The organism is Burkholderia sp. Bp9031, assembly GCF_003857965.1.
Lineage (GTDB): Bacteria > Pseudomonadota > Gammaproteobacteria > Burkholderiales > Burkholderiaceae > Burkholderia > Burkholderia ambifaria_A.
In genome coordinates this window covers 45,739-68,732 of record NZ_QTPW01000011.1, presented here as the reverse complement: position 1 = coordinate 68,732, position 22,994 = coordinate 45,739, and the positions used below count along the sequence as shown (strand labels likewise).

General features: G+C 67.1%; 21 protein-coding genes and 2 pseudogenes. 13 read left to right on the top strand and 10 right to left on the bottom strand.

Annotated features, from left to right (window positions below; translation table 11 throughout):
* The first annotated feature begins 80 nt into the window (after positions 1–80).
* From DIE15_RS16705 to DIE15_RS16695, 3 genes are all read left to right on the top strand, one after another.
* The gene (locus DIE15_RS16705) at positions 81–740 is read left to right on the top strand and encodes a response regulator (RefSeq protein WP_057927603.1); all 660 of its coding nucleotides are present in this window, start codon (positions 81–83) and stop codon (positions 738–740) included.
* Complete coding sequence (locus tag DIE15_RS16700) at positions 737–2,188, top strand: ATP-binding protein (protein ID WP_124833839.1); 1,452 nt, start codon at positions 737–739, stop codon at positions 2,186–2,188. The genes DIE15_RS16705 and DIE15_RS16700 overlap by 4 nt, the downstream gene beginning before the upstream one ends.
* Before the next feature lie 69 nt (positions 2,189–2,257).
* Positions 2,258–2,785, top strand: coding sequence for a cytochrome b (locus tag DIE15_RS16695; protein ID WP_057927605.1), 528 nt, complete (start codon positions 2,258–2,260; stop codon positions 2,783–2,785).
* 247 nt (positions 2,786–3,032) lie between these two features.
* Here DIE15_RS16695 and DIE15_RS16690 read toward each other — a convergent pair whose 3' ends face one another.
* Positions 3,033–3,311 (bottom strand): DUF4148 domain-containing protein, encoded by a 279-nt coding sequence (locus DIE15_RS16690; RefSeq protein WP_124833838.1) that lies wholly within the window; start codon positions 3,309–3,311, stop codon positions 3,033–3,035.
* A 71-nt stretch (positions 3,312–3,382) separates the two neighbouring features.
* Positions 3,383–3,727 carry a DUF4148 domain-containing protein gene (locus DIE15_RS16685; protein WP_057927606.1) on the bottom strand — a complete coding sequence of 115 codons (345 nt, stop codon included), beginning with the start codon at positions 3,725–3,727 and terminating at the stop codon, positions 3,383–3,385.
* 251 nt (positions 3,728–3,978) lie between these two features.
* Between DIE15_RS16685 and DIE15_RS16680 the strand changes: the two genes are divergently transcribed.
* On the top strand, positions 3,979–4,668 hold the full coding sequence (locus tag DIE15_RS16680; protein WP_124833837.1) for an aspartyl/asparaginyl beta-hydroxylase domain-containing protein: 690 nt from the start codon (positions 3,979–3,981) through the stop codon (positions 4,666–4,668).
* Between the two features lie 30 nt (positions 4,669–4,698).
* On the opposite strand, the gene DIE15_RS16675 is transcribed toward DIE15_RS16680, so the two are convergent.
* Positions 4,699–5,640 (bottom strand): LysR substrate-binding domain-containing protein, encoded by a 942-nt coding sequence (locus DIE15_RS16675; RefSeq protein WP_057927608.1) that lies wholly within the window; start codon positions 5,638–5,640, stop codon positions 4,699–4,701.
* A 78-nt stretch (positions 5,641–5,718) separates the two neighbouring features.
* On the opposite strand from DIE15_RS16675, the gene DIE15_RS16670 reads away from it, so the two are divergent.
* The 3 genes from DIE15_RS16670 to DIE15_RS16660 all read left to right on the top strand — a co-directional run bounded on the left by DIE15_RS16670 (position 5,719) and on the right by DIE15_RS16660 (position 7,727).
* Entirely contained in the window at positions 5,719–6,117 is a 399-nt protein-coding gene (locus DIE15_RS16670) for a nuclear transport factor 2 family protein (protein ID WP_057927609.1), read from the top strand.
* 141 nt (positions 6,118–6,258) lie between these two features.
* A complete protein-coding gene (locus DIE15_RS16665) occupies positions 6,259–6,528 on the top strand; it encodes a MoaD/ThiS family protein (protein WP_006749905.1) in 270 nt (89 codons plus the stop codon).
* A gap of 56 nt (positions 6,529–6,584) precedes the next feature.
* Positions 6,585–7,727, top strand: a complete 1,143-nt coding sequence (locus DIE15_RS16660; RefSeq protein ID WP_057927610.1) for a hypothetical protein — start codon at positions 6,585–6,587, stop codon at positions 7,725–7,727.
* A gap of 269 nt (positions 7,728–7,996) precedes the next feature.
* On the opposite strand, the gene DIE15_RS16655 is transcribed toward DIE15_RS16660, so the two are convergent.
* The 4 genes and pseudogenes from DIE15_RS16655 to DIE15_RS16640 all read right to left on the bottom strand — a co-directional run.
* Complete coding sequence (locus DIE15_RS16655; protein ID WP_124833836.1) at positions 7,997–8,944, bottom strand: choline ABC transporter substrate-binding protein; 948 nt, start codon at positions 8,942–8,944, stop codon at positions 7,997–7,999.
* A gap of 110 nt (positions 8,945–9,054) precedes the next feature.
* Positions 9,055–10,053, bottom strand: coding sequence for a GlxA family transcriptional regulator (locus DIE15_RS16650; protein ID WP_057927612.1), 999 nt, complete (start codon positions 10,051–10,053; stop codon positions 9,055–9,057).
* Between the two features lie 117 nt (positions 10,054–10,170).
* Entirely contained in the window at positions 10,171–11,067 is an 897-nt protein-coding gene (gene choW / locus DIE15_RS16645) for a choline ABC transporter permease subunit (protein WP_124833835.1), read from the bottom strand.
* Positions 11,060–12,351, bottom strand: a pseudogene (locus tag DIE15_RS16640) (glycine betaine/L-proline ABC transporter ATP-binding protein); the annotation flags it as partial. The gene choW and the pseudogene DIE15_RS16640, both read right to left, overlap by 8 nt.
* 477 nt (positions 12,352–12,828) lie before the next feature.
* Here DIE15_RS16640 and DIE15_RS16635 point away from each other — a divergent pair.
* The 6 genes from DIE15_RS16635 (at position 12,829) to DIE15_RS16605 (ending at position 20,590) form a co-directional block, all read left to right on the top strand.
* Entirely contained in the window at positions 12,829–16,236 is a 3,408-nt protein-coding gene (locus DIE15_RS16635; protein ID WP_124833834.1) for a DUF2339 domain-containing protein, read from the top strand.
* Positions 16,233–17,594, top strand: coding sequence for a DUF3999 domain-containing protein (locus DIE15_RS16630; protein ID WP_124833833.1), 1,362 nt, complete (start codon positions 16,233–16,235; stop codon positions 17,592–17,594). The genes DIE15_RS16635 and DIE15_RS16630 overlap by 4 nt, the downstream gene beginning before the upstream one ends.
* A gap of 303 nt (positions 17,595–17,897) precedes the next feature.
* A complete protein-coding gene (locus DIE15_RS16620) occupies positions 17,898–18,203 on the top strand; it encodes an NIPSNAP family protein (protein ID WP_057930135.1) in 306 nt (101 codons plus the stop codon).
* Positions 18,204–18,501: 298 nt separating this feature from the next.
* Complete coding sequence (locus tag DIE15_RS16615) at positions 18,502–19,152, top strand: NADPH-dependent FMN reductase (RefSeq protein WP_057930136.1); 651 nt, start codon at positions 18,502–18,504, stop codon at positions 19,150–19,152.
* A 224-nt stretch (positions 19,153–19,376) separates the two neighbouring features.
* Positions 19,377–19,595: a hypothetical protein gene (locus tag DIE15_RS16610; protein ID WP_006749916.1), complete on the top strand. Its 219-nt coding sequence runs from the start codon at positions 19,377–19,379 to the stop codon at positions 19,593–19,595.
* Positions 19,596–19,687: 92 nt separating this feature from the next.
* Positions 19,688–20,590 carry a hypothetical protein gene (locus DIE15_RS16605; protein WP_057930137.1) on the top strand — a complete coding sequence of 301 codons (903 nt, stop codon included), beginning with the start codon at positions 19,688–19,690 and terminating at the stop codon, positions 20,588–20,590.
* 136 nt (positions 20,591–20,726) lie between these two features.
* Here DIE15_RS16605 and DIE15_RS16600 read toward each other — a convergent pair whose 3' ends face one another.
* From DIE15_RS16600 to DIE15_RS16590, 3 genes and pseudogenes are all read right to left on the bottom strand, one after another.
* Positions 20,727–21,146 (bottom strand): hypothetical protein, encoded by a 420-nt coding sequence (locus tag DIE15_RS16600; RefSeq protein ID WP_124833832.1) that lies wholly within the window; start codon positions 21,144–21,146, stop codon positions 20,727–20,729.
* A 62-nt stretch (positions 21,147–21,208) separates the two neighbouring features.
* Positions 21,209–22,012, bottom strand: a complete 804-nt coding sequence (locus DIE15_RS16595; protein WP_057930138.1) for an EAL domain-containing protein — start codon at positions 22,010–22,012, stop codon at positions 21,209–21,211.
* Between the two features lie 746 nt (positions 22,013–22,758).
* A pseudogene (locus DIE15_RS16590) lies at positions 22,759–22,975 on the bottom strand (DUF2827 family protein); the annotation flags it as partial.
* Positions 22,976–22,994: the final 19 nt, after the last annotated feature.

Genomic DNA, 22,994 nt, shown 5'->3' with positions numbered 1-22,994 from the left:
GAGACGGCTCAATTACAATCCGTTGCATTGCGCGCACAGTCGGGCGCACGCGATCGCAGACGCCTGCACACGAATCGACCATGCGACTCCTCCTTGTTGAAGACGACGATCTGATCGGCAGCGGCCTTGAATTCAGCCTGGGCCAGGCCGGCTATCACGTCGACTGGCTGCGCGATGGCGAGGCCGCCGCCACGGCGCTTGCGACGACACGTTTCGCGCTCGTCGTGCTCGACCTCGGTCTGCCCGGAAAATCGGGAACGGAGCTGCTGCGCGCGCTGCGGGATGCGGGCGATACGACACCGGTGCTGGTACTGACCGCGCGCGGCACCGTGGCCGATCGCGTCCGCGGGCTCGACGACGGCGCGGACGACTATCTCGCGAAGCCGTTCGAGCTGTCCGAGGTGCTCGCCCGCTGTCGCGCGCTCGTGCGCCGCTCCCAGGGGCGCGCCGGCGACGAAATCGTCTGGCGCGACATCACGATCGACCTGACGACCCATACGGTCACGCGCGATGCCTCGCGCATCGCGCTGACGGCGCGGGAGTGGGCGATCCTGGTTCAGCTCGTCAGCCATCAGGGCATGCCGCAATCGCGGGCGCGTCTCGAAGACGGCCTGTACGGATGGCAGGACGGCCTCGAAAGCAACGCGATCGAGGTTCATATTTCGAATCTGCGCAAAAAGCTCGGCGCAGAGCTGATCCGCACCGTACGCGGGATCGGTTACGTCGTCGACAGATCATGAACTCGCGCTCGATACGGCGCCGCGTTTCGTCGATGGCGCTTGGCTGCGTCGTCGTCGTGTGGATCGTCGCCGTGTTCGGCAGCTTCCGGCATGCGACGCGCGAGATCGGCGAATGGGAAGACGCCCGTCTCGTCGAATATGCGTCGTTGCTGGTCGATCTCGCACCGGCCGATCTCGACCACCTCGCCCGCATCCCGCCCGATGCGCGCATCGAACTGGATCGCGTCACATCGCCCGCCGCCCGTGAAAACGACGGCGATCGTCTGCCGCGCGACGTGCTGTTCGAAGTCCGTGACGCGCGAGGCAATGTCGTCGCATCGAGCCTTCCGGCCAACGCCCCCGGCGTGCCCGATGCAGCGGACCGGAGCGACGCCCCCGCCACGATCGTCGTTCGCGGCATGCAATGGCGCACGCACACGCTGCGCGACAACGCGTCGGGGCGATGGATACGGGTGATGGAACCGGCCAACACGCGCAGCGATCTCGCGACGGGCATCGCGCGCGGCATCGTCTGGCCGCTGATCGTCGCGCTCCCGGTGCTGGCGTTGCTCCTCTGGTATCTGATCGGGCGCAGCCTCGCGCCGCTGAAGACGCTGTCGACGCTGATCGGTGCGCGCGACGCGCGCTCGCTCGAACCGCTCGGCATCGCCACCGTCCCGGAAGAGGTCCGCACACTGGTCGATGCGATCGACCGCCTGCTCGCCAGGCTGCGGCAATCCATCGTGCGCGAGCGGGCCTTCACGTCCGACGCGGCACACGAACTCAAGACGCCGCTGGCCGCGATCAAGGTTCAGGCGCAGGTCGCGCTCGCAACCGACGATGCGGCGGGCAAGCAGCTCGCCATGCAGCGCGTGGTGCAAGGCGTCGACCGCAGCGCGCGTCTCGCCGAGCAGTTGCTGCTGCTTGCCCGGCTCGACGAATACGAACGCATTCCGGCCCGCGCCGTCGTCGTCCGGGAACTGGTCGATACCGCCATCGACCGCCACCGCGCGCGGGCATCGGACAAGGCCATCGACATCATCGCCGGTGGCGGCGCGACACGCGCGATCCAGGCCGATCCGATCCTCCTTGGCATCCTGCTCGACAATCTTCTCGACAATGCGATCAAGTACGGCCGGCAAGGCGGCCGCATCGAGATCGACGTACACGACGACGGCGCCGGGCAACGCATTGTCGTGCGCGACGACGGGCCGGGCGTCGCCGCCGGCGAACACGAGCGGCTCGGCGACCGCTTCTATCGCGGTATCGGCACGCAGTCGCCCGGCAGCGGGCTCGGGCTGTCGATCGTCCAGCGCATTGCGCAATACTTCGGCGGCACCGTGCAGTTCGGGCCCGGCATCGACGGCCTCGGCCTCGGCATCGTGATCGCGTTGCCGTCAGCCGATGCCGTTCGGATCGATGGCGCGCACGCGTTGCCGGTCGAAACGGATGCGCGGTCACGCGCTTAACGAAGCGTTAAGGATTGGTCCGTAGAATCCGCGGGAAGATACGGTCCCCACCGCTTGCCAGGAGCTTTCATGTCCACACCCGCCCGATACGACTCAGTCGCACGCCTTCTCCACTGGCTGATCGTGGCGCTTGTCGTCGCGCAGTATGTGATCGGCTGGACGATGCCCGACGTGCATCGCGATACCCGCCCGGTCGGGCTGATCGCCGCGCACCTGATCGTGGGCACCGCGCTCATCGCCGCGATGGCCTGTCGCGTGCTCTGGCGCGCGACGCATCGTCCGCCCGCCGACGCACTGTCGCCCGCGATGCGCACGGCGTCGGGCGCAACACATTTCGCGCTCTACGCACTGCTGATCGCGGTGCCGTTGCTCGGCTGGATCAATGCGTCGTCGCGCGCATGGGCCGTGACGCTGTTCGGCGTCGTCCCGCTGCCGGCGCTGTCGGCGGCCGGATCGGGTTTCGGGCACGCGATGGGCGACGTGCACGGCATCCTCGCGTGGGTGCTGTTCGGCGGCATTTGCCTTCACGTTGCAGCGGCGCTCGCGCATCGTTTCGTTCTGCGCGACCAGGTCATGCAACGGATGATGCCCTGGTAAGCGCGCCGCTCGCATCCCGGCACGCCATGTGCGGATCGCGATATCGTCCGCATCCCTGCTCATCCTGCGATCGACCTGCGCGCCCAGCGGAACCGGACGACGAGTTGATCGCGGCGCCGCGCGAAGCGGCGCGCAATCGACGGCATGGCCGTCCGTGCAGTTCGATCGGGCCGCGTGCCGCGAACGGCATGCGGATTGCCGTACCGCGAACACGACGGCCTGAAGAAGCATACGTACATATCGACGCCTAGTTGTCGATCTGCGCCGGCATGCCGGCAGCCGGTGCCCGCGCGGCAGCCGAAGCGGCCACCCTCGCCCGATCCTGCTCGACGAGCTTCGCCTGCGCGGCCTGGATGTCCGCCGGATATTCGCCGTCGTCGCCCTTCGACGGGTCGTATCCGGCCGCCTCCAGACGAATCAGCTCCTCGCGAACCTGTGCACGCGTAAGCGGGACATTCGATTGCGCGAATGCAGACTGACCGGAGATTGCACCGATCATCATCAGTAGTGCGATACAAGTTTTCATCATGAACTCCTTCAATGTTGCATACCGATCAAGCGTGGTGAATGTCGAACCCGGCGACGCAGGCCTTCAGGTCAACTGCCGAAATACGGCGTGCAGAAGCTCTCGGGGCCCACGCACGCGTTCGAGCGTGGACGGGCCGGCAGTGCCGCCGGCCTGCCCGCATCGGAAGCCGCCGCGGGATCGCTGCCGACCGCGGTCTCGGCCTGATGCTGCGGCATCTGTTCGGCTTGCCGCTGGAAGAGCGGGCTCATCGCCGGATACGACGTGTCGGTCACGAAGCGCAGCCCGTTGTTTTCGGCGTCGATCAGTTGCTGCCTGACCTGCGCGCGCGTCAGCGCCTGGGCCGACGCGGGCGTCGCGACGCTCGCGACGGAAATCGCCGCCACCGTGGCGGCCACCAGCCAATGCGTGTTCATGTTTCGCTCCTTCGGAAGTCAATGAGACGACGTGCTACACCCCGTATGACGACGCCCGGTGTCCATTTATTCCCGGCTGCATTTCCAATCGCGTGGCGCGGCCGCCCACAGGGCCTGTCCGTTTTTCGGCGGCGCCTCCGCCGTCGGTTGATCCCGCTGTCATTCGATCGTCAGCCGGCGTAACCTGACGTAACGCAGCCCCCACCACACGTGGGGCAGACTGACGACACCCTGTGAATCGCCCCTCGATCATGTCCGTCGCTTACGACTATGCAGCCGGCCTGCTTCGCACGCTGTACGACCGCCATATCGACGGCGGCGCGGTGCTCGACACGGCCGCGTTTCCCGGCGCCGAGCGGTTCGTCCATGCGTGGCGCGACATCCAGGCGGAGGCGTTCGCCGTTGCACGCGACATGCCGCGCATCCCGCGCTTTCACGAGATCATGCGCGAGCAGTACGACATCTCCGCCAACGATGCGCGCGACTGGCGGATGTTCATCATGCAGGCTTACGGCCAGCCGTTCCCGCGCAACCTGTCGCGCTGTCCGACCGTCGCGTCGATCGTTGCGGCGTCGCCGGACGTGCTGTCCGCGTCGCTGTCGTTCCTCGCGCCGGGCAAGCACATCCCGCCGCATCGCGGGCCGTTTCGCGGCATCCTGCGCGGCTATCTGGTGTTGTCGATGCCGAAGCGCGCGGACGGCACGCCGGCTGCGGTGCTGAAAATCGACGGCAGCGAATACCGGCTCGAAGAGGGCCGCTTCCTGCTATGGGACGACACGTTCGTGCACGAGGTGTGGAACGACAGCGGCGAAGTGCGAATCGTGCTGCTGCTCGATATCCGCCGGCCCGGCATGCCCCGCTTGCTGACGTGGCTGTCGAATGCGGTAATCGGCATCGTGCGGCTCGGGATCCGCATGCGAGGACGGTCGATTCCGGTTTAGCCAACCGTCCGGCGCACGCCTGTTGCGATCTCAATCCTCGTGCGCGAGACGCGCCAGAGCCGCCGCGAGCGTCTGAATCGAGGGCTGCGCGGCGCGTTGCACCGGGTAGACGAGGTAATAGCCGAGACCGTTGCGCGCCACCTGCGAAAACGGGGCGACCAGCGTTCCGGCTTCCAGCCGTTCCGCCGCCATGCGCGGGTCGCCGATCGCGACGCCGTGCGCCTGAGCCGCGGCGGTCAGTGTCAATTCGAGCGTATCGAATACGAGCCCGGTGCCCGGATCGACCTGCGTGGCGCCGACGGCATCGAGCCAGCATCGCCATTCGTCGCGACTGCTCGCAGGATGCAGCAGCGTCGCATGCGCGAGATCGGCGATCGACTTCAACGATGCAGCGGTCTCGCGCGTACACATCGGCGTCAGGCATTCGTCGAACAGCGGAACCGCCGCCATGCCCGCCCAGCTTCCGGTGCCGCGCACGACAATGGCATCGAAATCGGCGTCGGTGAAATCCGGCGTGTCGTCCGCCGACGTATGAATGCGCAATTCGGTCCGCGGCAATGCGTGATTGAGCGCCGCCAGCCGCGGCAGCAGCCAGCGAATCGCGAACGTGGAAGGCAAGCGCACCGTCAGGGTCGACGCAGCATGCGCGTGGGTATGCGCGTGCCGCACCAGTTGCGCGAGTACGTCGACGGCCACCGTCAGCAACGCGCTGCCTTCCGCGGTCAACGTCAGTCCCGACGGATGACGGACGAACAACGCACATCGGTAGTGCGCTTCCAGTTGCTGCACCTGACGGCTCACCGCGCCCTGGGTCCGGCACAGATGCTCGGCGGCCCGGTTGAAGCTGCCCAGTTCGGCGGCGGCGACAAACGCCTGGAATGCCGTCAGCGGCGGCAGCGCGCGGGTCAGATCCGCCAGCGGATATGCGCGGGCGGCATACCCGGGTTGCGGATTTTTCGTTTGTTCGGTCATTGCTGCATCGCTATCGTGGTTGAACCGGATCGCGACGGCTGTCGCGGATGGCTCGTCAACAATCAGCGGAGAAATACCATGGTCTCGTCGTCCGACGCACTATACACGCGGCAGGTCGATACCTACCTGAAAGCGCTCGAACGCGGCGACGTCGCCGCGATCTGTGCACTGTTCACGCCGGACGCGCGGATATTCTCGCCGTTTCTCGGCTGGATGGCGCCGCAGCCGTTCTTCGAAAAGGTCGCCGCGGCATCCGGACAAAGCCGGATCACGCCGATCGACATCTGCGTCAGCGCGACGGGCGCACGTCGTGCCACCGGCTATTTCACCTACGACTGGGGACTGAAGGACGGCTCCGCGGTGCAGTTCGAGTGCGTGGACGTATTCGAATTCGACGAGGATGCACGCATCGAGCGCATGATCATCGTCTACGACACGCATCCGGTCCGCAGTACGGTCGGCGACAAGTACGCGTAGCCGGGCGAGCGGGCGCACCGGCCATTGCGCGGCGCAGCAAGATCGCCGTGACGCCGCGCCGTACGGCAATGTCGCTGCTGGCCCGATCGATCGCCTAAACTACAGACCGTTCCCCCCGCGCGGCTCCTGCCAGCCACTGTCATGGCCCACCTCTTTTTCGCGGCGTCGATCCAGCGGCATATCGACACGCCCGAGCGCGACATCGACGCCCGGACGCTCGGCGAAGCGCTCGAAACCGTCTTCGGCGAACAACCGCGGCTGCGCGGCTACATCGTCGACGACCAAGGCGCGCTGAGAAAGCACCTGTCGGTGTTCATCGACGGCCAGCCGGTGCGCGACCGGCAGCACCTGTCCGACGCGCTCGGCGACGCCAGCCGCGTCTATGTCGTGCAGGCGTTGTCCGGCGGATAAAGGGACGCATCTTCAGCGAAGCAAGCGCCCGACCGCGCCCACAGGAGACACCCGACATGAACGATCGACTGCTCGTCGCGACCCGCAAGGGCCTGTTCGTGCTGCACGCCGACGGCAACGGCGGCTGGTCGCTCGGCGAGCCGCACTTCATCGGCGAACCGGTCAGCATGGCGCTCGCCGACCCGCGCGACGGCACGCTGTATGCGGCGCTCAATCTCGGCCATTTCGGCGTCAAGCTGCATCGCCGCCGCGCCGGCGCGGCCGAATGGGAAGAATGCGCGGTTCCCGTGTATCCGCCGCAACCCGCCGACGCGCCGCGCGCCGCTGCCGACACCCACGCCGGCGATGCCGACGACGAAGCACCCGCCCCGCCGCGCCCGCCGTGGACGCTTCAGCAGATCTGGTCGCTCGAAACCGGCGGCGCCGACGAGCCGGGCGTACTGTGGGCCGGCACGATACCGGGCGGATTGTTCCGCTCCGACGATGGCGGCGACTCGTGGGTGCTCAACCGCGCACTGTGGGATCGCCCGGAGCGCCCCGAGTGGTTCGGCGGCGGCTACGACGCGCCGGGCATCCATTCGGTGATGGTCGATCCGCGCGACAGCCGCCACGTGACGATCGGCATCTCGTGCGGCGGCGTCTGGCAGACCTTCGACGGCGGCGCGACCTGGCGCGTCAGCGCCGACGGCATGGAAGCCGATTACATGCCGCCCGAGCGGCGCGGCGAGCCCAACGTGCAGGACCCGCATCGCGTCGTCCAGTGCGCGGCCAATCCCGATGTACTGTGGACCCAGCATCACTGCGCGATCTTCCGCTCGACCGATGGCGCCGCACACTGGCAGCGCATCGAAGCGCAGCCGTCGAGCTTCGGCTTCGCGGTCGCCGTGCATCCGGCGGATCCCGACACCGCGTGGTTCGTACCGGCCGTGAAGGATGCGTGCCGGATTCCGGTCAACGGCCGGTTCGTCGTTACGCGCACGCGCGACGGCGGCCGCAGCTTCGAGAGCCTGTCGAACGGGTTGCCGCCCGCGCCGGCCTACGACCTCGTGTATCGGCACGGGCTCGCGGTGGACGACTCCGGCACGCGTCTCGCGATGGCATCGACGACGGGCGGGCTATGGACGTCCGGTGACGGCGGCGAGCACTGGCGGCAAATCTCCGCGCATTTGCCGCCGGTGTATTGCGTGCGTTTCGGGTAACGAACGATCCGCGCGCACCGCCGCGAAAGGCAAGCAGGACCGGGGCTATTCGGGCGCGCTGTCGGTGACGATGTCCGCGATCGCGATGCTGTGGAACATGATCTTCAACGCATGGTTCGAGTGCCGGGAAGCGTCGCGCCGGCAGCGAAGCGCCCTGCCGCCCTGTAAAAACGACGAAGCCGCCGGAAGCGGGGCGTCAGCCCTGCCTCCGGCGGCTCGAGATCGGCATCGGGCTTCCGGCCGCAACCGGAAAGCCCGCGCGGTGTCGCTCAATGCACGCCGAGATACGCCTTCACTGCCGGCAGACCCGGCTTGCCGTCGATCGTCGTCACGCCGGCCAGCCACTTGTCGAGCGATTGCGGGTTCGCCTTCAGCCACTCGGCGGCGGCCTTGTTCGGGTCTTGCTTGTTCATGATCGGCACCATCACGTGGTTCTCGATCGACGTCGTGAACTGCAGGTTCGACACGAACTTCGCGACGTTCGGGCAGCGCTGCGCGTAGTCGGGCGGCGTGGCCGTCAGCACCTTCGCCTCGCCGTAGTTCGGCCCGAACACGTCGCCGCCGCCGGTCAGGTAATCGATCTTCATCTGCACGTTCATCGGATGCGGTTCCCAGCCGAGGAACACAATCCACTGCTTGTCGCGGATCGCGCGATTCACCTCGACCAACATCCCCGCCTCGCTCGACTCGACCATCTTGAACTTCCCGAGGCCGAACTGGTTGCCGTCGATCATCTTCTTGATCAGCAGGTTGCCGTCGTTGCCCGGTTCGATCCCGTAGATCTTGCCGTTGAGCTTGTCCGCGTACTTCTGGATGTCGGCGAACGACTTCAGGCCGCCCTGGTACACATAGTCGGGCACCGCGAGCGTGTATTTCGCGCCGGTCAGGTTAGGCGTGGCGAGCACCTTGATCGTGCCGGCCTTCGTGAACGGCTGGATGATCGGGTCCATCGTCGGCGACCAGTAGCCGAGGAACACGTCGATCTGCTTGCTCTTGATGCCGGCGAACGTGATCGGCACCGATGCGATCGTCTTGGTCGGGGAGTAGCCGAGCCCCTGCAGCATCGTCGATGCGAGGCCGGTGGTCGCCGCGATGTCGGACCAGCCGACGTCCGCGAAGCGCACGTTCTTGCACACGGGCGGGTCGGCCGCATAAACCGCCGACATCGGTGTGGCGATCCCGATCCCGCATACCGCTGCGATCAATAGGCGCTTCATCTGTCTTCTCCTCAAATTGACGTCGTTTTTCATGGATGCGGGATCGATGGTTGAAGCCGCTCGCCGCGATCCCGGCGGCGTCGCGGACCGAACGGTTCGCGCCGGCCGTGTCAGCGCCCGGGCAGCCGGCGCTCGTAGCTCGGCGCGTGACCGAACTGGGCACGGTAGGCCTTGCTGAAGTGACACGGCGAATGGAATCCGCACGTCGCCGTCACGCGCGCGATCGACGCGTCGGTCGTGCGCAGCAGGTCGCGCGCGCGTTTCAGCCGCAGCGTCAGGTAATAGTGAGTCGGCGATACGTTCAGGTACACCTTGAACATCCGCTGCAGATGCCGCTGCGACAGCCGCACGAGCCGCGCGAGTTCCTCGAGCGACAGCGGCTCCTCGATGTTCGCCTCCATCAGCCGCACGACCTCGATCAGCTCCGCGCGCGAGAAGCCGACGCGCGCATCGACCGGAATCGGCTGCGTGTCGGTCGAGCTGCGGATGCGCTCGAGAATGAACTGTTCGGACACCTGCGCGGCGAGCTGCTGGCCGAAGCGCATGCCAACGAGGTTCAGCATCAGGTCGAGCGGCGCGGTGCCGCCGGTGCAGGTGAGCCGGTCGCGATCGACGACGAACAGCTCGTCGGCAAACCCCACCTGAGGAAACTCCGCATGCAGCGCGGACAGGTTCTCCCAGTGCACGGTGCAGCGATAGCCGTCGAGCAGCCCGCCGGCCATCAGCGCATATGCGCCGGTGCAGATGCCGCCCAGCGGCAGCCCGCGTTCGGCAAGCGCCGTGAGCGTGTCGCGCGCGCCGTCGTCGACCACGTCACGGATGCGAATCCCGCCGCACACGATCATCACGTCGGGCAGGTTCGTGTAGTCGAGCGCCTGGGTCGGCCGCACCGCGATGCCGTTGCTGGCATGCACGGGAGCGCCGTCGAGCGAATAGATCGACCATCGGTAATGGTCGTCGCGCCCGACGTAGTTCGCCATCCGAAGCACTTCGACTGCGCTCGAGAACGCGATCATCGAGAAATTCGGCAGCGTCAGGAAGCCGAAATGGGCGAGGGACGAAACCGGTGAAACGCAAGCGGCGGGCGCGGCAGCGGCGGCGGACGTCACATCGGGCTCCTGGCAAACGGTTGAGCAGGTTACGGGACGCCAGTCCCGTGGCACATGCCACGGAAACCGGTGTCGAATCGGGGAAGGCGGCCGGAAGAAGAACCGGCCGCCGGTGGATCAGGCTCGAGCGGGTGCCGCCTTCGCGCGGAACAGCTGCTTCAGGCCCGAGAACAGCGGTGCTTTCGCGGCGCCCGGCGCGCGGCCGAAGCTCTCGGTGATGCGGTCGAGAATGATCGCGAGCAGCACGACCGACAGACCGCTTTCGAAGCCGAGGCCAATGTCGAGACGCTGGATACTTGCGAGCACGTCGTTGCCGAGGCCGCCCGCGCCGACCATCGACGCGATGATCACCATCGACAGCGCCATCATGATCGTCTGGTTCACGCCCTGCATGATCGACGGCAGTGCGTTCGGGAACTGCACCTTGTACAGCAGCTGCCACGGCGTGCAACCGAATGCCTGGCCGGCTTCGACGATCTCGCGGTTCACGTGACGGATGCCGAGGCTCGTCAGGCGCACGGCCGGCGGCATCGCGAAGATCACCGTCGACAGGATCCCCGGCACGCGGCCGAGACCGAACAGCATCGCGGCCGGAATCAGGTAGACGAACGCAGGCATCGTCTGCATCAGGTCGAGGATCGGACGCACGATCGTGGCGACCCACTTGCTCTTCGCGGCCCAGATGCCGAGCGGAACGCCGAGCACGAGGCTGATGATCGTCGACGACAGCGTGAGGCCGAGCGTGATGACGGTCTGGTCCCAGAAGCCCGTCGCGAAGATCAGCAGCAGCGATGCGGTGGTGAACAGCGCGAAGCGCCAGCCCACGCGCCACAAGCCCACGCCGATGAAGATCGCCATCATCAGCCACATCGGGATCGCCTGCAGGCTGTGCTCGACGAGTGCGGCGAGGCCCTCGATCGCGCGACCGATCGCATCGAACGTCGATGCGTCATGGTCGAGCAGGTAGTGAACGGACTGGTCGACCCAGGTACCGAGCGGAATCATTTCAGACATGGGAGCCTCGCGAACGCGTGATTGCCTTCAGGATAAGTGCGCGGTCGACAGAGCCGCAGTAGCAGCCGTCGTCGTCGACGACGGGCAGTGCATTCGGGCTCGCGACCACGCGCGCGACGACATGTTCGAGCGACGCATCGCGCCGGATGCTTTCGATCGGCCGCACCGACGGCGTGGCCTGACCGATCGCATCGCGCGTGACGAAGCCACGAATCTTGCGTTGGGCGTCGAGCACGAACGCGTATTCGGCACTGCCGTTCAGCGTCGCCGCGACGTTCGCGGCATCGCACTTCGACATGGTTGGCACGGCGCCCGTCTGCATCAGGTCGCCGGCAGTGAGATAGCGGCTGGTGTCGATGCCGTCGAAGAATGCGCGTACGTAGTCGTCGGCCGGGTTCGCGATGATGTCCTGCGGCGTGCCGACCTGCACGAGCCGGCCGCCTTCCATGATCGCGATGCGGTTGCCGATGCGCAGCGCCTCCTCCAGATCGTGCGACACGAACATGATCGTGCGGCGTTGTTCCTTCTGCAGTTGCAGCAGCACGTCCTGCATTTCGCGGCGCTTGAGCGGATCGAGCGCGGAGAACGCCTCGTCCATGATCATCAGCGACGGGTTCACGGCCAGCGCGCGGGCGAGGCCGACGCGCTGCTGCATGCCGCCCGACAGCTCGGACGGCAGCTTGTGCGAGAACGGTGCCAGACCGACCTGCTCGAGCACTTCCATCGCCCGGCGCTCGCGTTCCTTCTTGCCGACGCCCGCGACCTCGAGGCCGAATGCGGCATTCGACACCACGGAGCGATGCGGCATCAGCGCGAACGACTGAAACACCATGCTCATGTCCTTGCGACGCAGCGCGGTCAGCGCCGAGCGGCGTGCCGACGCGACGTCGAGCCCGTCGATCAGCACCTTGCCGGCGCTCGGATCGACCAGCCGATTCACGAGGCGGATCAGCGTGGATTTGCCGGAGCCGGACAGGCCCATCAGCACGAATATTTCGCCTTCCTGCACATCGAACGATACGTTGTGCACGCCGACGACCTGACCGGTACGCTTGAGCACATCATCTTTCGTCGCACCGGCAGCGAGCATGTCGAGCGCCTGCTGCGGGTTGCTTCCAAACACCTTGCACAGACCTTCGACCACGACCTTGGGGGCATCCATTGAAACCTTCTCCTCGTGTAGCGGGGACTCACGCGTCTCATAGCGTGCCTACATAGTTGCCAGAAAAAACCCCGACCTGCCGACGAATTACGACAAACGCTTGCGCAAATACGACACGCCCGCCGGCCCCGCCATGCGGGGCGCGGGGCGCGGCGGCACCCCATTGCGGCAATGCAATACGCGCAGGGCCAGCAACGACGGGCCTCGCGTCCGGAAGTTGTGCGCAGCAGCGGGACATGCGAGCGGTGATTTTCCGCATCGATCCGCAACGGGCGCGCGTCGCTTTGCGACAATTTCACGTCCGACCGGACCGTGTCGCCTGCCCCCGCTCGAGCAAAAAGAATGGTCGTACGAAAACCCGCTTCGCGAACGCGCGACAGCCACGTTTCGAGGCCCGCGCGCAACCCAGAAAATCCCGCATGGCCGCTGTGATACATTGCCGGCAACCACACCGATTGTGAAGCCGCAACGCGCCTTGCGCACGGCATCGAGCCAACGGTGCGCGCATGCCGGTTCGCCTGCCGGCCATGCCCAAACAGCCTCGATCGGACCACGCGACGATCGAAGGACGATAACGAAACGAGAGAGGGAGCTAGGCGATGAATTGGGCTTTTGCCGCAATCGGTTTCATCGTGGGCGGTATCGCCGCATTGTTCGGGGATTTCTCCGCCGCCAACGGCACGCTGCTCGGTGCGGCGGTCGGGTTCTGCATCGGCCATGCACTGCAGCAACGCAAGCGCAAGAACGGCGGCACGACACCCGGCGAATTCGCGATATCCGCGCCCCCCGCGACGCCGCATTCGCCGCCCGTTCCGCTCGCCGATCGCGTCGCGCGCCTCGAAGCGACGGTCGACGCGCTCACGCGCGAGCTCGATGTGCTGCGCGGCCAGCTCGCCGGCGCGAAGGCCGGTGCCGCCGCGACGGGCAGCGCCGCGCTGGCGCCGTCGGCGCCGCCGGTCACCGCCACGTCATCGCAGGCCACGATGCCGCCGCGGCCCTCCATGCAGCCCGTCGCCGCGAGCACCGCCACGCCATCGTCGATGTCCACGCCCGCTCCCGCGCCGGCCGTCGCCCCGCGCACGCGCGACGCGCAGGCCGCTACCGGTACACCGACGAATCCGCCCGCAACGTCCCCCCGCCCTGCCCCGCCCGCCCCGCCAAAGCCCCGCGAACCCGGCATCGCCGAACGCGCGCTCCGCGCCGCGCGCGACTGGCTGCTCGGCGGCAACACGGTCGTGCGCGTCGGCATCGTCGTGCTGTTCTTCGGCGTCGCGTTCCTGCTCAAGTACGCGGCCGACAACAACATGCTGCCGATCGAATTCCGGCTGGCCGGCACGGCACTCGCCGCGGCCGCGCTGCTCGCGATCGGCTGGCGCATGCGTGCGCGCCGTGCGGCCTACGGCCTCGTGCTGCAGGGCGGCGGCGTCGGCATCCTGTACCTGACGATCTTCGCCGCAACCAAGCTCTACGCGCTGCTGCCGGTCGGCGCGGCGTTCCCGCTGATGGTCGCGGTATGCGCGCTGAGCGCGTTCCTCGCGGTGAAGCAGAACGCGCTGCCGCTCGCGTTCATGGGCAGCGCGGGTGGCTTTCTCGCGCCGGTGCTGCTGTCGACCGGCCACGGCAGCCATGTCGCGCTGTTCAGTTACTACGCATTACTGAACGCAGGCATCTTCGCGATCGCGTGGTTCAAGGCCTGGCGGCCGCTGAACCTGCTCGGCTTCGTGTTCACGTTCACGATCGGCTCGGCATGGGGCGTGACGGCATACCGCCCCGCGCTGTTCGCGACCACCGAACCATTCCTGATCCTGTTCTTCCTGATGTATGTCGGCATCGCGCTGCTGTATGCGGTGAAACGCGAGCTCGCGCTGCGTCACTACGTGGACGGCACGCTCGTGTTCGGCACGCCGATCGTCGCGACCGCGCTGCAGGCCTCGCTCGTGAAGGACATGCCGTTCGGGCTCGCATGGAGCGCGGTCGCGCTGTCGGCGTTCTACGTCGCGGTTGCCGCATGGCTCGCACGCCGCCGCGATCGTCTCGCGCTGCTGTTCGAAGCGATGCTCGCGCTCGCGGTGATCTTCGCGACGCTCGCGGTACCACTCGCATTCTCGGGCCCGACGACGAGTGCCGCGTGGGCGATCGAAGGCGCCGCGATCGTATGGGTCGGCGTGCGCGAGAAGCGTCTCGCGCCGTTCGGGTTCGGCCTGCTGATGCAGATCGCCGCGGCCGGCGCATTCTTCACGAGCCTGCTCGGACCGGCCGACGCGAACGCGCTGCCGGTGCTCAACAGCCCATATATCGCGATGCTGCTGATCGCGCTCGCCGGGCTGTTCACCGGCTGGTGGCTGCACGGGCGCGACGAAGCGCGCGCATGGCACGCGTGGATGCCGGACGTCGGCGCGGCCGCCGCGGCGTGGGGGCTGCTGTGGTGGCTGAGCGGCGGGCTGCACGAGATCCTCGTCTACGCGAGCCGTCACGTCGATCTGCACGCGGATCGCTTCGTCGTCGACGCAACCGCACTGTTCGCCGCCGGCACCGCATGGCTGGCACACGTCGCGCGCCGCAAGCTCGCGTGGCCGATCGCCGAATGGCCGGCACTCGCGCTGACGCCGGTGCTCGCGCTGCTCGCATTACGCGCGTTCGATTCGCATGAAGCGCCGCTGTCGGGCATGGGCGCGTTCGCGTGGCCGATCGCCGTCATCGCATGTTATGCGCTGCTGCTGCGTCAGTCGCGCGGCACGACGGCCGCCGGTCCGGCAACGGGCGCAGCCGGGGCGACGGGCAGGTCGGCCGTGGCGGCCATCCCCGTCCCCGTGATCGCGCCGCTGCACACGCTGATGTTCTGGACGTTGTGCGGGCTGTTCTCGCTCGAAGGCTTCTGGCGCCTGCGCGCGTTCGTGCCGGAAGGCGCGTGGAGCTGGAGCGCGTGGGCCTACGGTTTCGGCGCGCTGCTCCTGCTGGTGGCGGGCCCCGGCTCGCGCCTGCGCTGGCCGGTCGCCGCGTTCCCGCGTGCGTACCAGGTATGGGGTGCCGCACCGCTCGCCGCGCTGCTGTGGCTATGGAGCATCGCGAGCGTGACGAGCGACGGCGACGCATCGCCGCTGTTCTGGCTGCCGCTGCTCAATCCGCTCGACGTCGCGCAACTGCTGATCTTCGTCGCGTTCGCCACGTGGCTGCGCCGCCTGAAGACGCTCGGCGTCGACTGGCATCCGCTTGCGGCCGACCTCGCGGCGCTCGCGACCGTATTCCTGTGGTTCAACGCGCTGCTGCTGCGCACGCTGCATCACCGTTTCCACCTGGCCTACGACATCGACACCGTGCTGTCGTCGTTCGGCATCCAGCAGGTGTTCATGGTCGGCTGGAGCCTGTTCGCGTTCGCCGGCATGTGGCTGACGCGCCGCGAAGGCGTCGCGCGCGTGTGCGCGCTCGCGTCCTTGCCGCTGATCGTCGTAATGTGGGTCTGGACCTTCTACGCGAACTTCACGCAGGACGGCGGCAGCTGGGCACGCATTCCGCTGCTCAATCCGCTCGATCTGGTGCTCGTGGTGGTCTATGCACTCGCCGCGTCGTGGTTCGTGCGCGCACGCAAGCTCGGCTGGTCGTTCGGCAACTATCGCGTCGAGCTGCTCGGCGCGGCCGGCGCGACGGCCTTCCTGTGGCTGAACGCGATCCTGCTGCGCACGCTGCATCACTGGACCGGCGTGCCGTACGCCTTCGACGCAATGGCGGAATCGACCCTCGTGCAGGCGTCGGTCTCCGTGTACTGGACGCTCTGCGCGCTCGCGACAATGATCTGGGCCACCCGCCGCGGGTTGCGTCCGCTGTGGTTCGTCGGCGCCGCGCTGCTCGCGCTCACGGTGATCAAGCTGTTCCTGTTCGACCTGTCGCACGTCACCGGCATCGAACGCATCGTATCGTTCATCGGCATCGGCGTGCTGCTGCTGTTGATCGGCTATTTCTCGCCGCTGCCGCCGAAGGCCGCGGCTCAACGGGACGACACCCCATCATGAAACGACTCGCAGCCCTGCTCGGCCTGAGCCTGCTGACGTCGTTCGCGGCGGCCGACGGCACGCCGGGCGCCGAGCGCGTCGCCCGACGCTTCGCGCTCGATCTCGACGGCAGCGCCGCGTATTACCAGCTCACCGTGCCGCAGGCCGTGTATGCGGCCAGCCGGCGCGACGATCTCGGCGACGTGCGCATCTTCAACGGCGCCGGCGAACCCGTGCCGTATTCGCTCGATGCGCCCGCAGCGGCCGCCGCGCCGCCGTCGCGCACGCCGGTGCACTGGTTCCCGCTGCCGCCTGCCCGCACCGACGACGGCCACGCGCCGCTCGGCGTGTCGGTCGCGCCGGACGGCTCGCTGCGCGCGGCCGTCACCGCGCCGGCTCCCGCGAAGCACGCGGCCGATCTCGTCGACCTGTCGCATGCCGACGGCGAGGTCGACGCGCTGCTCGTGCACGTGAGCGACGACAGCTACCAGGGGCGCGTCGCCGTGCAAGCGAGCGACGACCTGCGCAGCTGGCGCTCGCTCGGCAGCACGCAACTGCTGAAGGTCGGGCGCGGCGGCGACATGCTGATGCAGGAACGCATCGCACTGGAAGGCACGGGGCCGCGCTACCTGCGGCTCGACTGGCTCGACAGCGCGCCCGCGATCGGATCGATCGAGATCGAAACGCGACCGCATGATGCGCGCACGACGGACACCGCGGCCGTGCCGCGCCAATGGCGCGACGCCGTGCACGTGCGGGCAGGCAACACGCCCGGCGAGTATCTGTTCGACACCGACGGCGCGTATCCGGTCGATCGCGTGCGCATCGACCTGCCGCAGCCGAATACGGTTGCGCGCGCAACGCTGCAGAGTCGCCCCGACGCGCAAGCGCCGTGGCGCGACGTCGCCGACGCCGCGCTGTTCCGGCTGCAGGGCAACGGTGGCGAACAGCGCAATTCGCCGCTGGCGTTCGCGCCGAAACCGGATCGCGCGTGGCGGATCGTCGTCGACATGCGCAACGGCGGGCTCGGCGGCGGTCAGCCGGCCGTTGCGATCGGCTGGCACCCGGCCGCGCTGACCTTCGTCGCGCGCGGCACGCCGCCGTTCACGCTCGGCGTCGGCAATGCGTCGCTGCCGTCATCGGCCGCAAGCCGCGATGCGCTGCTGGTCGGAATGGCGCCGGAAGTGCGGCCCGCGCGCGTCGGCGCGGCGTTGCCGGTCTCGGCGGTCCCGCCGGAGCCGGCCGCCGATACGGATGCGACGCGCCGTTACGTGCTGTGGAGCGCGCTGGTCGTCGCGGTCGGTGTGCTCGGCACGATCGCATGGCGCCTCGCGCGCGGCGGCGGTGGCGGTGGCGACACGGGCCATCGCGACGAGTAAGGCCGCGCCACCAGGCCGGCACGACGAGTCAGGCCGGCACCGCGCGCCCTTCGTGCCGCGACGCGGCCGTGCCGACGCGCTCGCCACGGCGACGAACGGCGGCTGGCCGCACCGGCCGCGCTCATCGCCGCGGAGCGCACGCCGCGACGCAGGCGCGCCGCGCACATCCTCGACGACCCAATTCGGCACGCGCGATCCCTTGTTCGAGATGCACGATGCTCGCGCGAGCGCGGCCGCTTCCTCGTTGACACGCCCGGTGACGCGATCCAGACTCGTTGATCCTTCACAGTACCGCGAACGCCCATGGTCACCTGCTTCCTTCGCTACGTCATCGATCCGTACAAACTCGAGCAGTTCGAAACCTACGGCAAGATGTGGATTCCGCTCGTCGAGCAATTCGGCGGCACGCATCACGGCTACTTCCTGCCTTCCGAAGGCGCGAACGACATCGCGCTCGCAATGTTCTCGTTCCCGAGCCTCGCCGAGTACGAACGCTACCGCGAACGCTCGAAGTCCGATCCCGCCTGCCAGGCCGCGTTCCGGTATGCGGAAGAAACGCGCTGCATCGTCAGCTACGAGCGCAGCTTCTTCCGGCCGGTGTTCGAGTAACGCGCGCATCGCGCCCCCTTTCCTGCGCCGGACGAAAAAAAGCCCCGCCTGCATCCGCGCGGCGGGGCCAACCCATGTCAGTAGAGACATCATGGAGGAGACGGGCCCATCTTATCGAGCGCGGCCCGCCGTCCCAACCAAGCATTTCTGCTATCCATCTGCGGTGCCGCGCGTACGCCCGACCCGCGTGCATGGCATATCGATAGAACGAAAAGTCGTTTTCAGAGTGACGGCGGGGTCGTTACCATCTGGTTTTAAGCCTGTGCTTAGCCGGGCAAGCCATCCCAAGGAGCGCCCCTTGACTGCATTCGATCAACACCGCCGCCCGTTCGTTGTCGGCATCGGCGGCACCACCCGAGCCGCGTCGTCTACCGAGCGCGCGCTGTCGTTCGCGCTGCGCGGCGCGCAGGCCGCCGGCGCACGCACGCGCCTGTTCGACGGCCCGTTCCTGCATACGCTGCCGCACTACGCCCCCGAACACAAGGCGCTGACCGACGCGCAGCGAGAGCTGATCGACACCGTGCGCGAAGCCGATGCGATCATCATCGCGACGCCCGGCTATCACGGCGGCGTGTCCGGCCTCGTGAAGAACGCGCTCGACACGCTCGAGGAACTGCGCGCCGACGAGCGCCCGTATCTCGACGGCCGCGCGGTCGGCCTGATCGTCACGGCCTACGGCTGGCAGGCCGCGGGCACCGTGCTGACGTCGCTGCGTTCGATCGTCCATGCGCTGCGCGGCTGGCCGACGCCGTTCGGCGCGACCGTGAACACGCTCGAAACGCGCTTCGACAGCGCCGACAGCTGTTCGGATCCGAAGGTCGTCGCGCAGCTCGAGACCGTCGGCGCGCAGGCGGCGGAGTTCGCGCTGGCGTTTGCGTCGCATCGCGCAACCACGCATGCCGCGTCGGTCGACGCGCTCGCCCCCGTGCTGAAGATCGCCAACCAGTAATCCCCTGCCTTCCCGCCGCCCGCGCCCGGCCGACGACGTTCGCCGCGCGCGGGCGGCGCGTGTCCGACAGTCCGGCACGCGCCGCGCCGGCGCCTCTGCTGCGTGCCGGCTCCCCGCACCGATAACGATTCGGCCCGCCGCGTGATTTGCATTGGTCGAAAGATTGGTTCACGCCGCGCGCGGGTTTTCGTACGCTGAAAGCCCGAACCCTCCATGCGCACGCCATGAACCGCACGATCCGCTACAAGGGCTACGAAGTCGCCCCCGCTGCTGCCCGGTTGCCGAACGGGCTGTTCGCCGCGAACCTGACGATCGAAAAGGCAAGCGGCGGTCCGTCGCCGCGCGCCGTGTCGTTCGACGCCATCGATTTCTTCTTCGAAGAGGAACACGCGCTCGCGTATGCGTCACGCTGGGGACGCCTCTGGGTCGACACGCAGGCCTGAGCGCTGCCCCGGGCAGCGCAGTCCCGCACGAAAATACGCGATGACGGAAGCTATGCAAGAATCTTTCGTCTTGTAATCGCATAACAACAGCCATGTCCGACACGCTGCAGGAAAAGCATGCAGCGGCAGATCACGCCATGCGCAACTGGACCTTCGAGAGTCAGGGTCCGGTCAGGATCGGTTCCGATGCGCACCGGCAGATGTTCTGCCGCATGCTGCTCGATACACACAACCCGTACAAGCCGGCCGTCATCGACTGGCCACCGCTCAAGCCCGACGAACTCAAGCGGCTCACGTCGCTGCCGATCTGGGACATCGCCGTGCAAACCGAAGGCCGCGCATCGATCCGCGTCGCCACGTTCGCCGCGACCGTCGACGATCCGCTGTTGCGCCGGGCGCTCGAGATGGACGGCGGCGAGGAGGCGCGGCACAAGGTCGTGCTGTCGAAACTGGTCCACGCATACGGCATCGAGCTCGCCCCCGAACCGGCCTATCCGGCACCGAAAGACCCCGAATGGTCGTGGATGGTGACCGGCTTCAGCGAATGCATCGACAGCTTCTTCGCATTCGGCCTGTTCCGCTCCGCGCAGCGCTCCGGCTATTTTCCTGCCGAACTCGTCGATACCTTCGAACCCGTGATCCAGGAGGAAGGCCGCCACATCCTGTTCTTCGTGAACTGGTACGCGTGGTACTGGCGCAATTTGCCGTGGTGGCGCCGGCCGTGGTTCTTTGCACGGGTTGCGGCCGTATGGGTGTTCCTGATCCGGGAACGCATCGGCATCGCGCGTGGGATCGACACCGATGGCGTCGCGCGCGACGCGAACTTCCCGGCGACGAGCACCGCCGACATCGGCGAAGCGTTGAACCCGCGCGAGCTGATCGAGCTGTGCCTCACCGAGAACAACCGGCGGATGGCTGGGTACGACAAGCGGCTGCTGCGCCCGATGTTCGTCCCGCGCATGGCGCGCCTGGCACTGCGCTTCCTGCGGAAATAAGGCCGCGGCGACGGGTGGCACAGGGCGGCCTCGACGGCAGGACGCGTCCGCACGCGACTGCGTCGTGATCGATTCGGTGCATGGTCCGTTCGTCGTCGACGGGGATCGGCGAACCGGGCGCGACGTGCAATCCGGCCTAGGCCGGCACCCGATCGCCGCGCTTTGCGGCAAACGCACGGCCATGCCGGCGTCCGATCCGCGCCAGCCCCGCGAAACAGCGCAGCGCGGCACGGCTGACCTCAACGGCCTGCCGCGCGACGCTGCCGGATACGCCGCGCGCGATCGCCGAATCGTCGCCGCAGGCACCCGCAAACACGCCGGCGTAATAGTGCCGTGCCGCGAGTTCGCGGCCGTCGGCGTCGAGCGGCTTCATCCTGTGAATACGGTGCGCGACGGCCTTGAGGCCGTCGAGATACGGCAGGACGTCGATCGGCGCATCGGTCGCATCGGCACCGAAGTGATGCAACATGTCTGCCAGTTCGGCGATCGCGACGAGCTCGCGCGCATCGGCCGCCTGTGTGCCCCTTCCGTGCCCGGCCTTCCTCGTCGCCGCCATGCCCACGCCCCTTTGCGATCCATCGTTGCCCGATGCCGACGTGCAGCGCCCACGCCGCGGCGTCATGCTGCGGCCGGCGACCGCCATGTAAAGCGAATGCCCTGCGCCCACGCGACGCCGGAATCCAGGATGATCTGCCGGTCGGTCTCGTTCTCCACGCCTTCGACGACGACGTGCCGCGCACTTTCGTGCGCAAACGCGATCAGCCGGCGAAACTGGTAGCGCCCGATCGCGTTGCGCTTGATCAGCGACAGGACCGACCTGTCGAGCTTCACGATATCGGGGTTGCCGACCACCAGGTTGTTCAATGCGCTGAAGCCGACGCCGAAATCGTCGATCGCGACGCGGCATCCGGCCTGGCGGAACCGATTCACGAACGACCGGCCCGCGACGGGGTTCAGCGGCCCCGTCTCGGTAATCTCGACGACCAGCCGCGCCGCGACCGACGGCTCACGCTCGAGCCGCCTGAAGAGGGCCAGCCATGCATCGTCCACCACCGCGCTCGTCGCCGCGACGTTGCAGCCATACACGGCCGTCGGATCGGCGCGCAGCGCGTCGATCGTGCGGCTCACCACGAGCCGGTCGAACCAGCGCATCAGCCCGAGCGATTCGAGGCGCGGCAGGAATGCGAGCGGCGGCAACGCGTCGCGCGATCCCCAGCGCAGCCGCGCGAGGCATTCGTGATACAGCACGCCGCCCGACAGGTCGGCGCGGCAGACCGGCTCGCGCACGAATCCGAGCCGGCTTTCGACGAAACTGCGTACCGACGCAAGATCGGGGTGATCGTCAGGCCCGCCAAACACGAGATCGATTTCGTCCCGATTCGCTACGCTGTTCGCCTCCAGGCGAGGTTCGACCGCATTCATCCGGCGCTCCGGCAAATGTCGGACCGCCGACGACGGCCCGCGCTCTCGATACATGTGGTGCGAGCCGACCACGACACGCTCCACCGCCTACCCGGCCCATCCTATTGTTTCGATCTTTTCCGGAAGCGTACTTTTCATTTCGGCGCGCCGTCAAATTCGATATTGTCAACGACATTCAAACACGCGAAATACACCATGCATGCACGTCGTCGACAGTGCGACAGGTTACACAAATCCGTCTACGGCATTTCAATCGATATCGTTTATCTGCTCCGTCCAGACACTCTCGAGCCGATCGATTTACTGCAAGATCCGTTTCAAAGGCATCGTGCCCAGCATTTGGTATGACAAATACCAGACGACCAAACCGGACCCGGACCCACCGCCCGGACTCGCCGCAACCGCCTGAAGATTGCTCCATAGGCAGGTTACCACGGGGCATTCAGTCTCCACGGAATTCAATTTCCTCGTTTCAAACGATATTGATGATATTCGAATAATAATAGTACAAAACCAGCCAACAATATCAATCCGAATTACATGACAATCATCAATTGAAAGATGTTTAACAATTTTTCCGACTCGTTAACCTCTAAAATGATTTTCGACGGACCTCCCTCGGAGCCGTCAATTTCGTGCCTTCAAAAACCGTCGAATCTCCTCGGTTCGGCGGTTTCTTTTTTAACGGCATTATTTCGTCAGACATTAACCCGGGACAACCCGGATGCGGCAGGCGTCGCGCAACCTCATGCAGCCGTCGCGCCGATCAGGTTCGCGAGCAGCGCGTCGTATTCGGCGACGAGCGCGAGGTTTGCCGACGTATAGCGGCCGAGGATCCCGCGCTGGCGCCGCGCGTGCCCTTGCCAGTCGTCATCGTGTGTGTGCAGCGCGTGCAGCAGTGCCTCCGCGCCCTTCTTCACTTCGTTATCCGGAGTAGTAGCCGAGATCGGGCGCGCGGCTCGCTGCGCGGCCGGCCGATGTT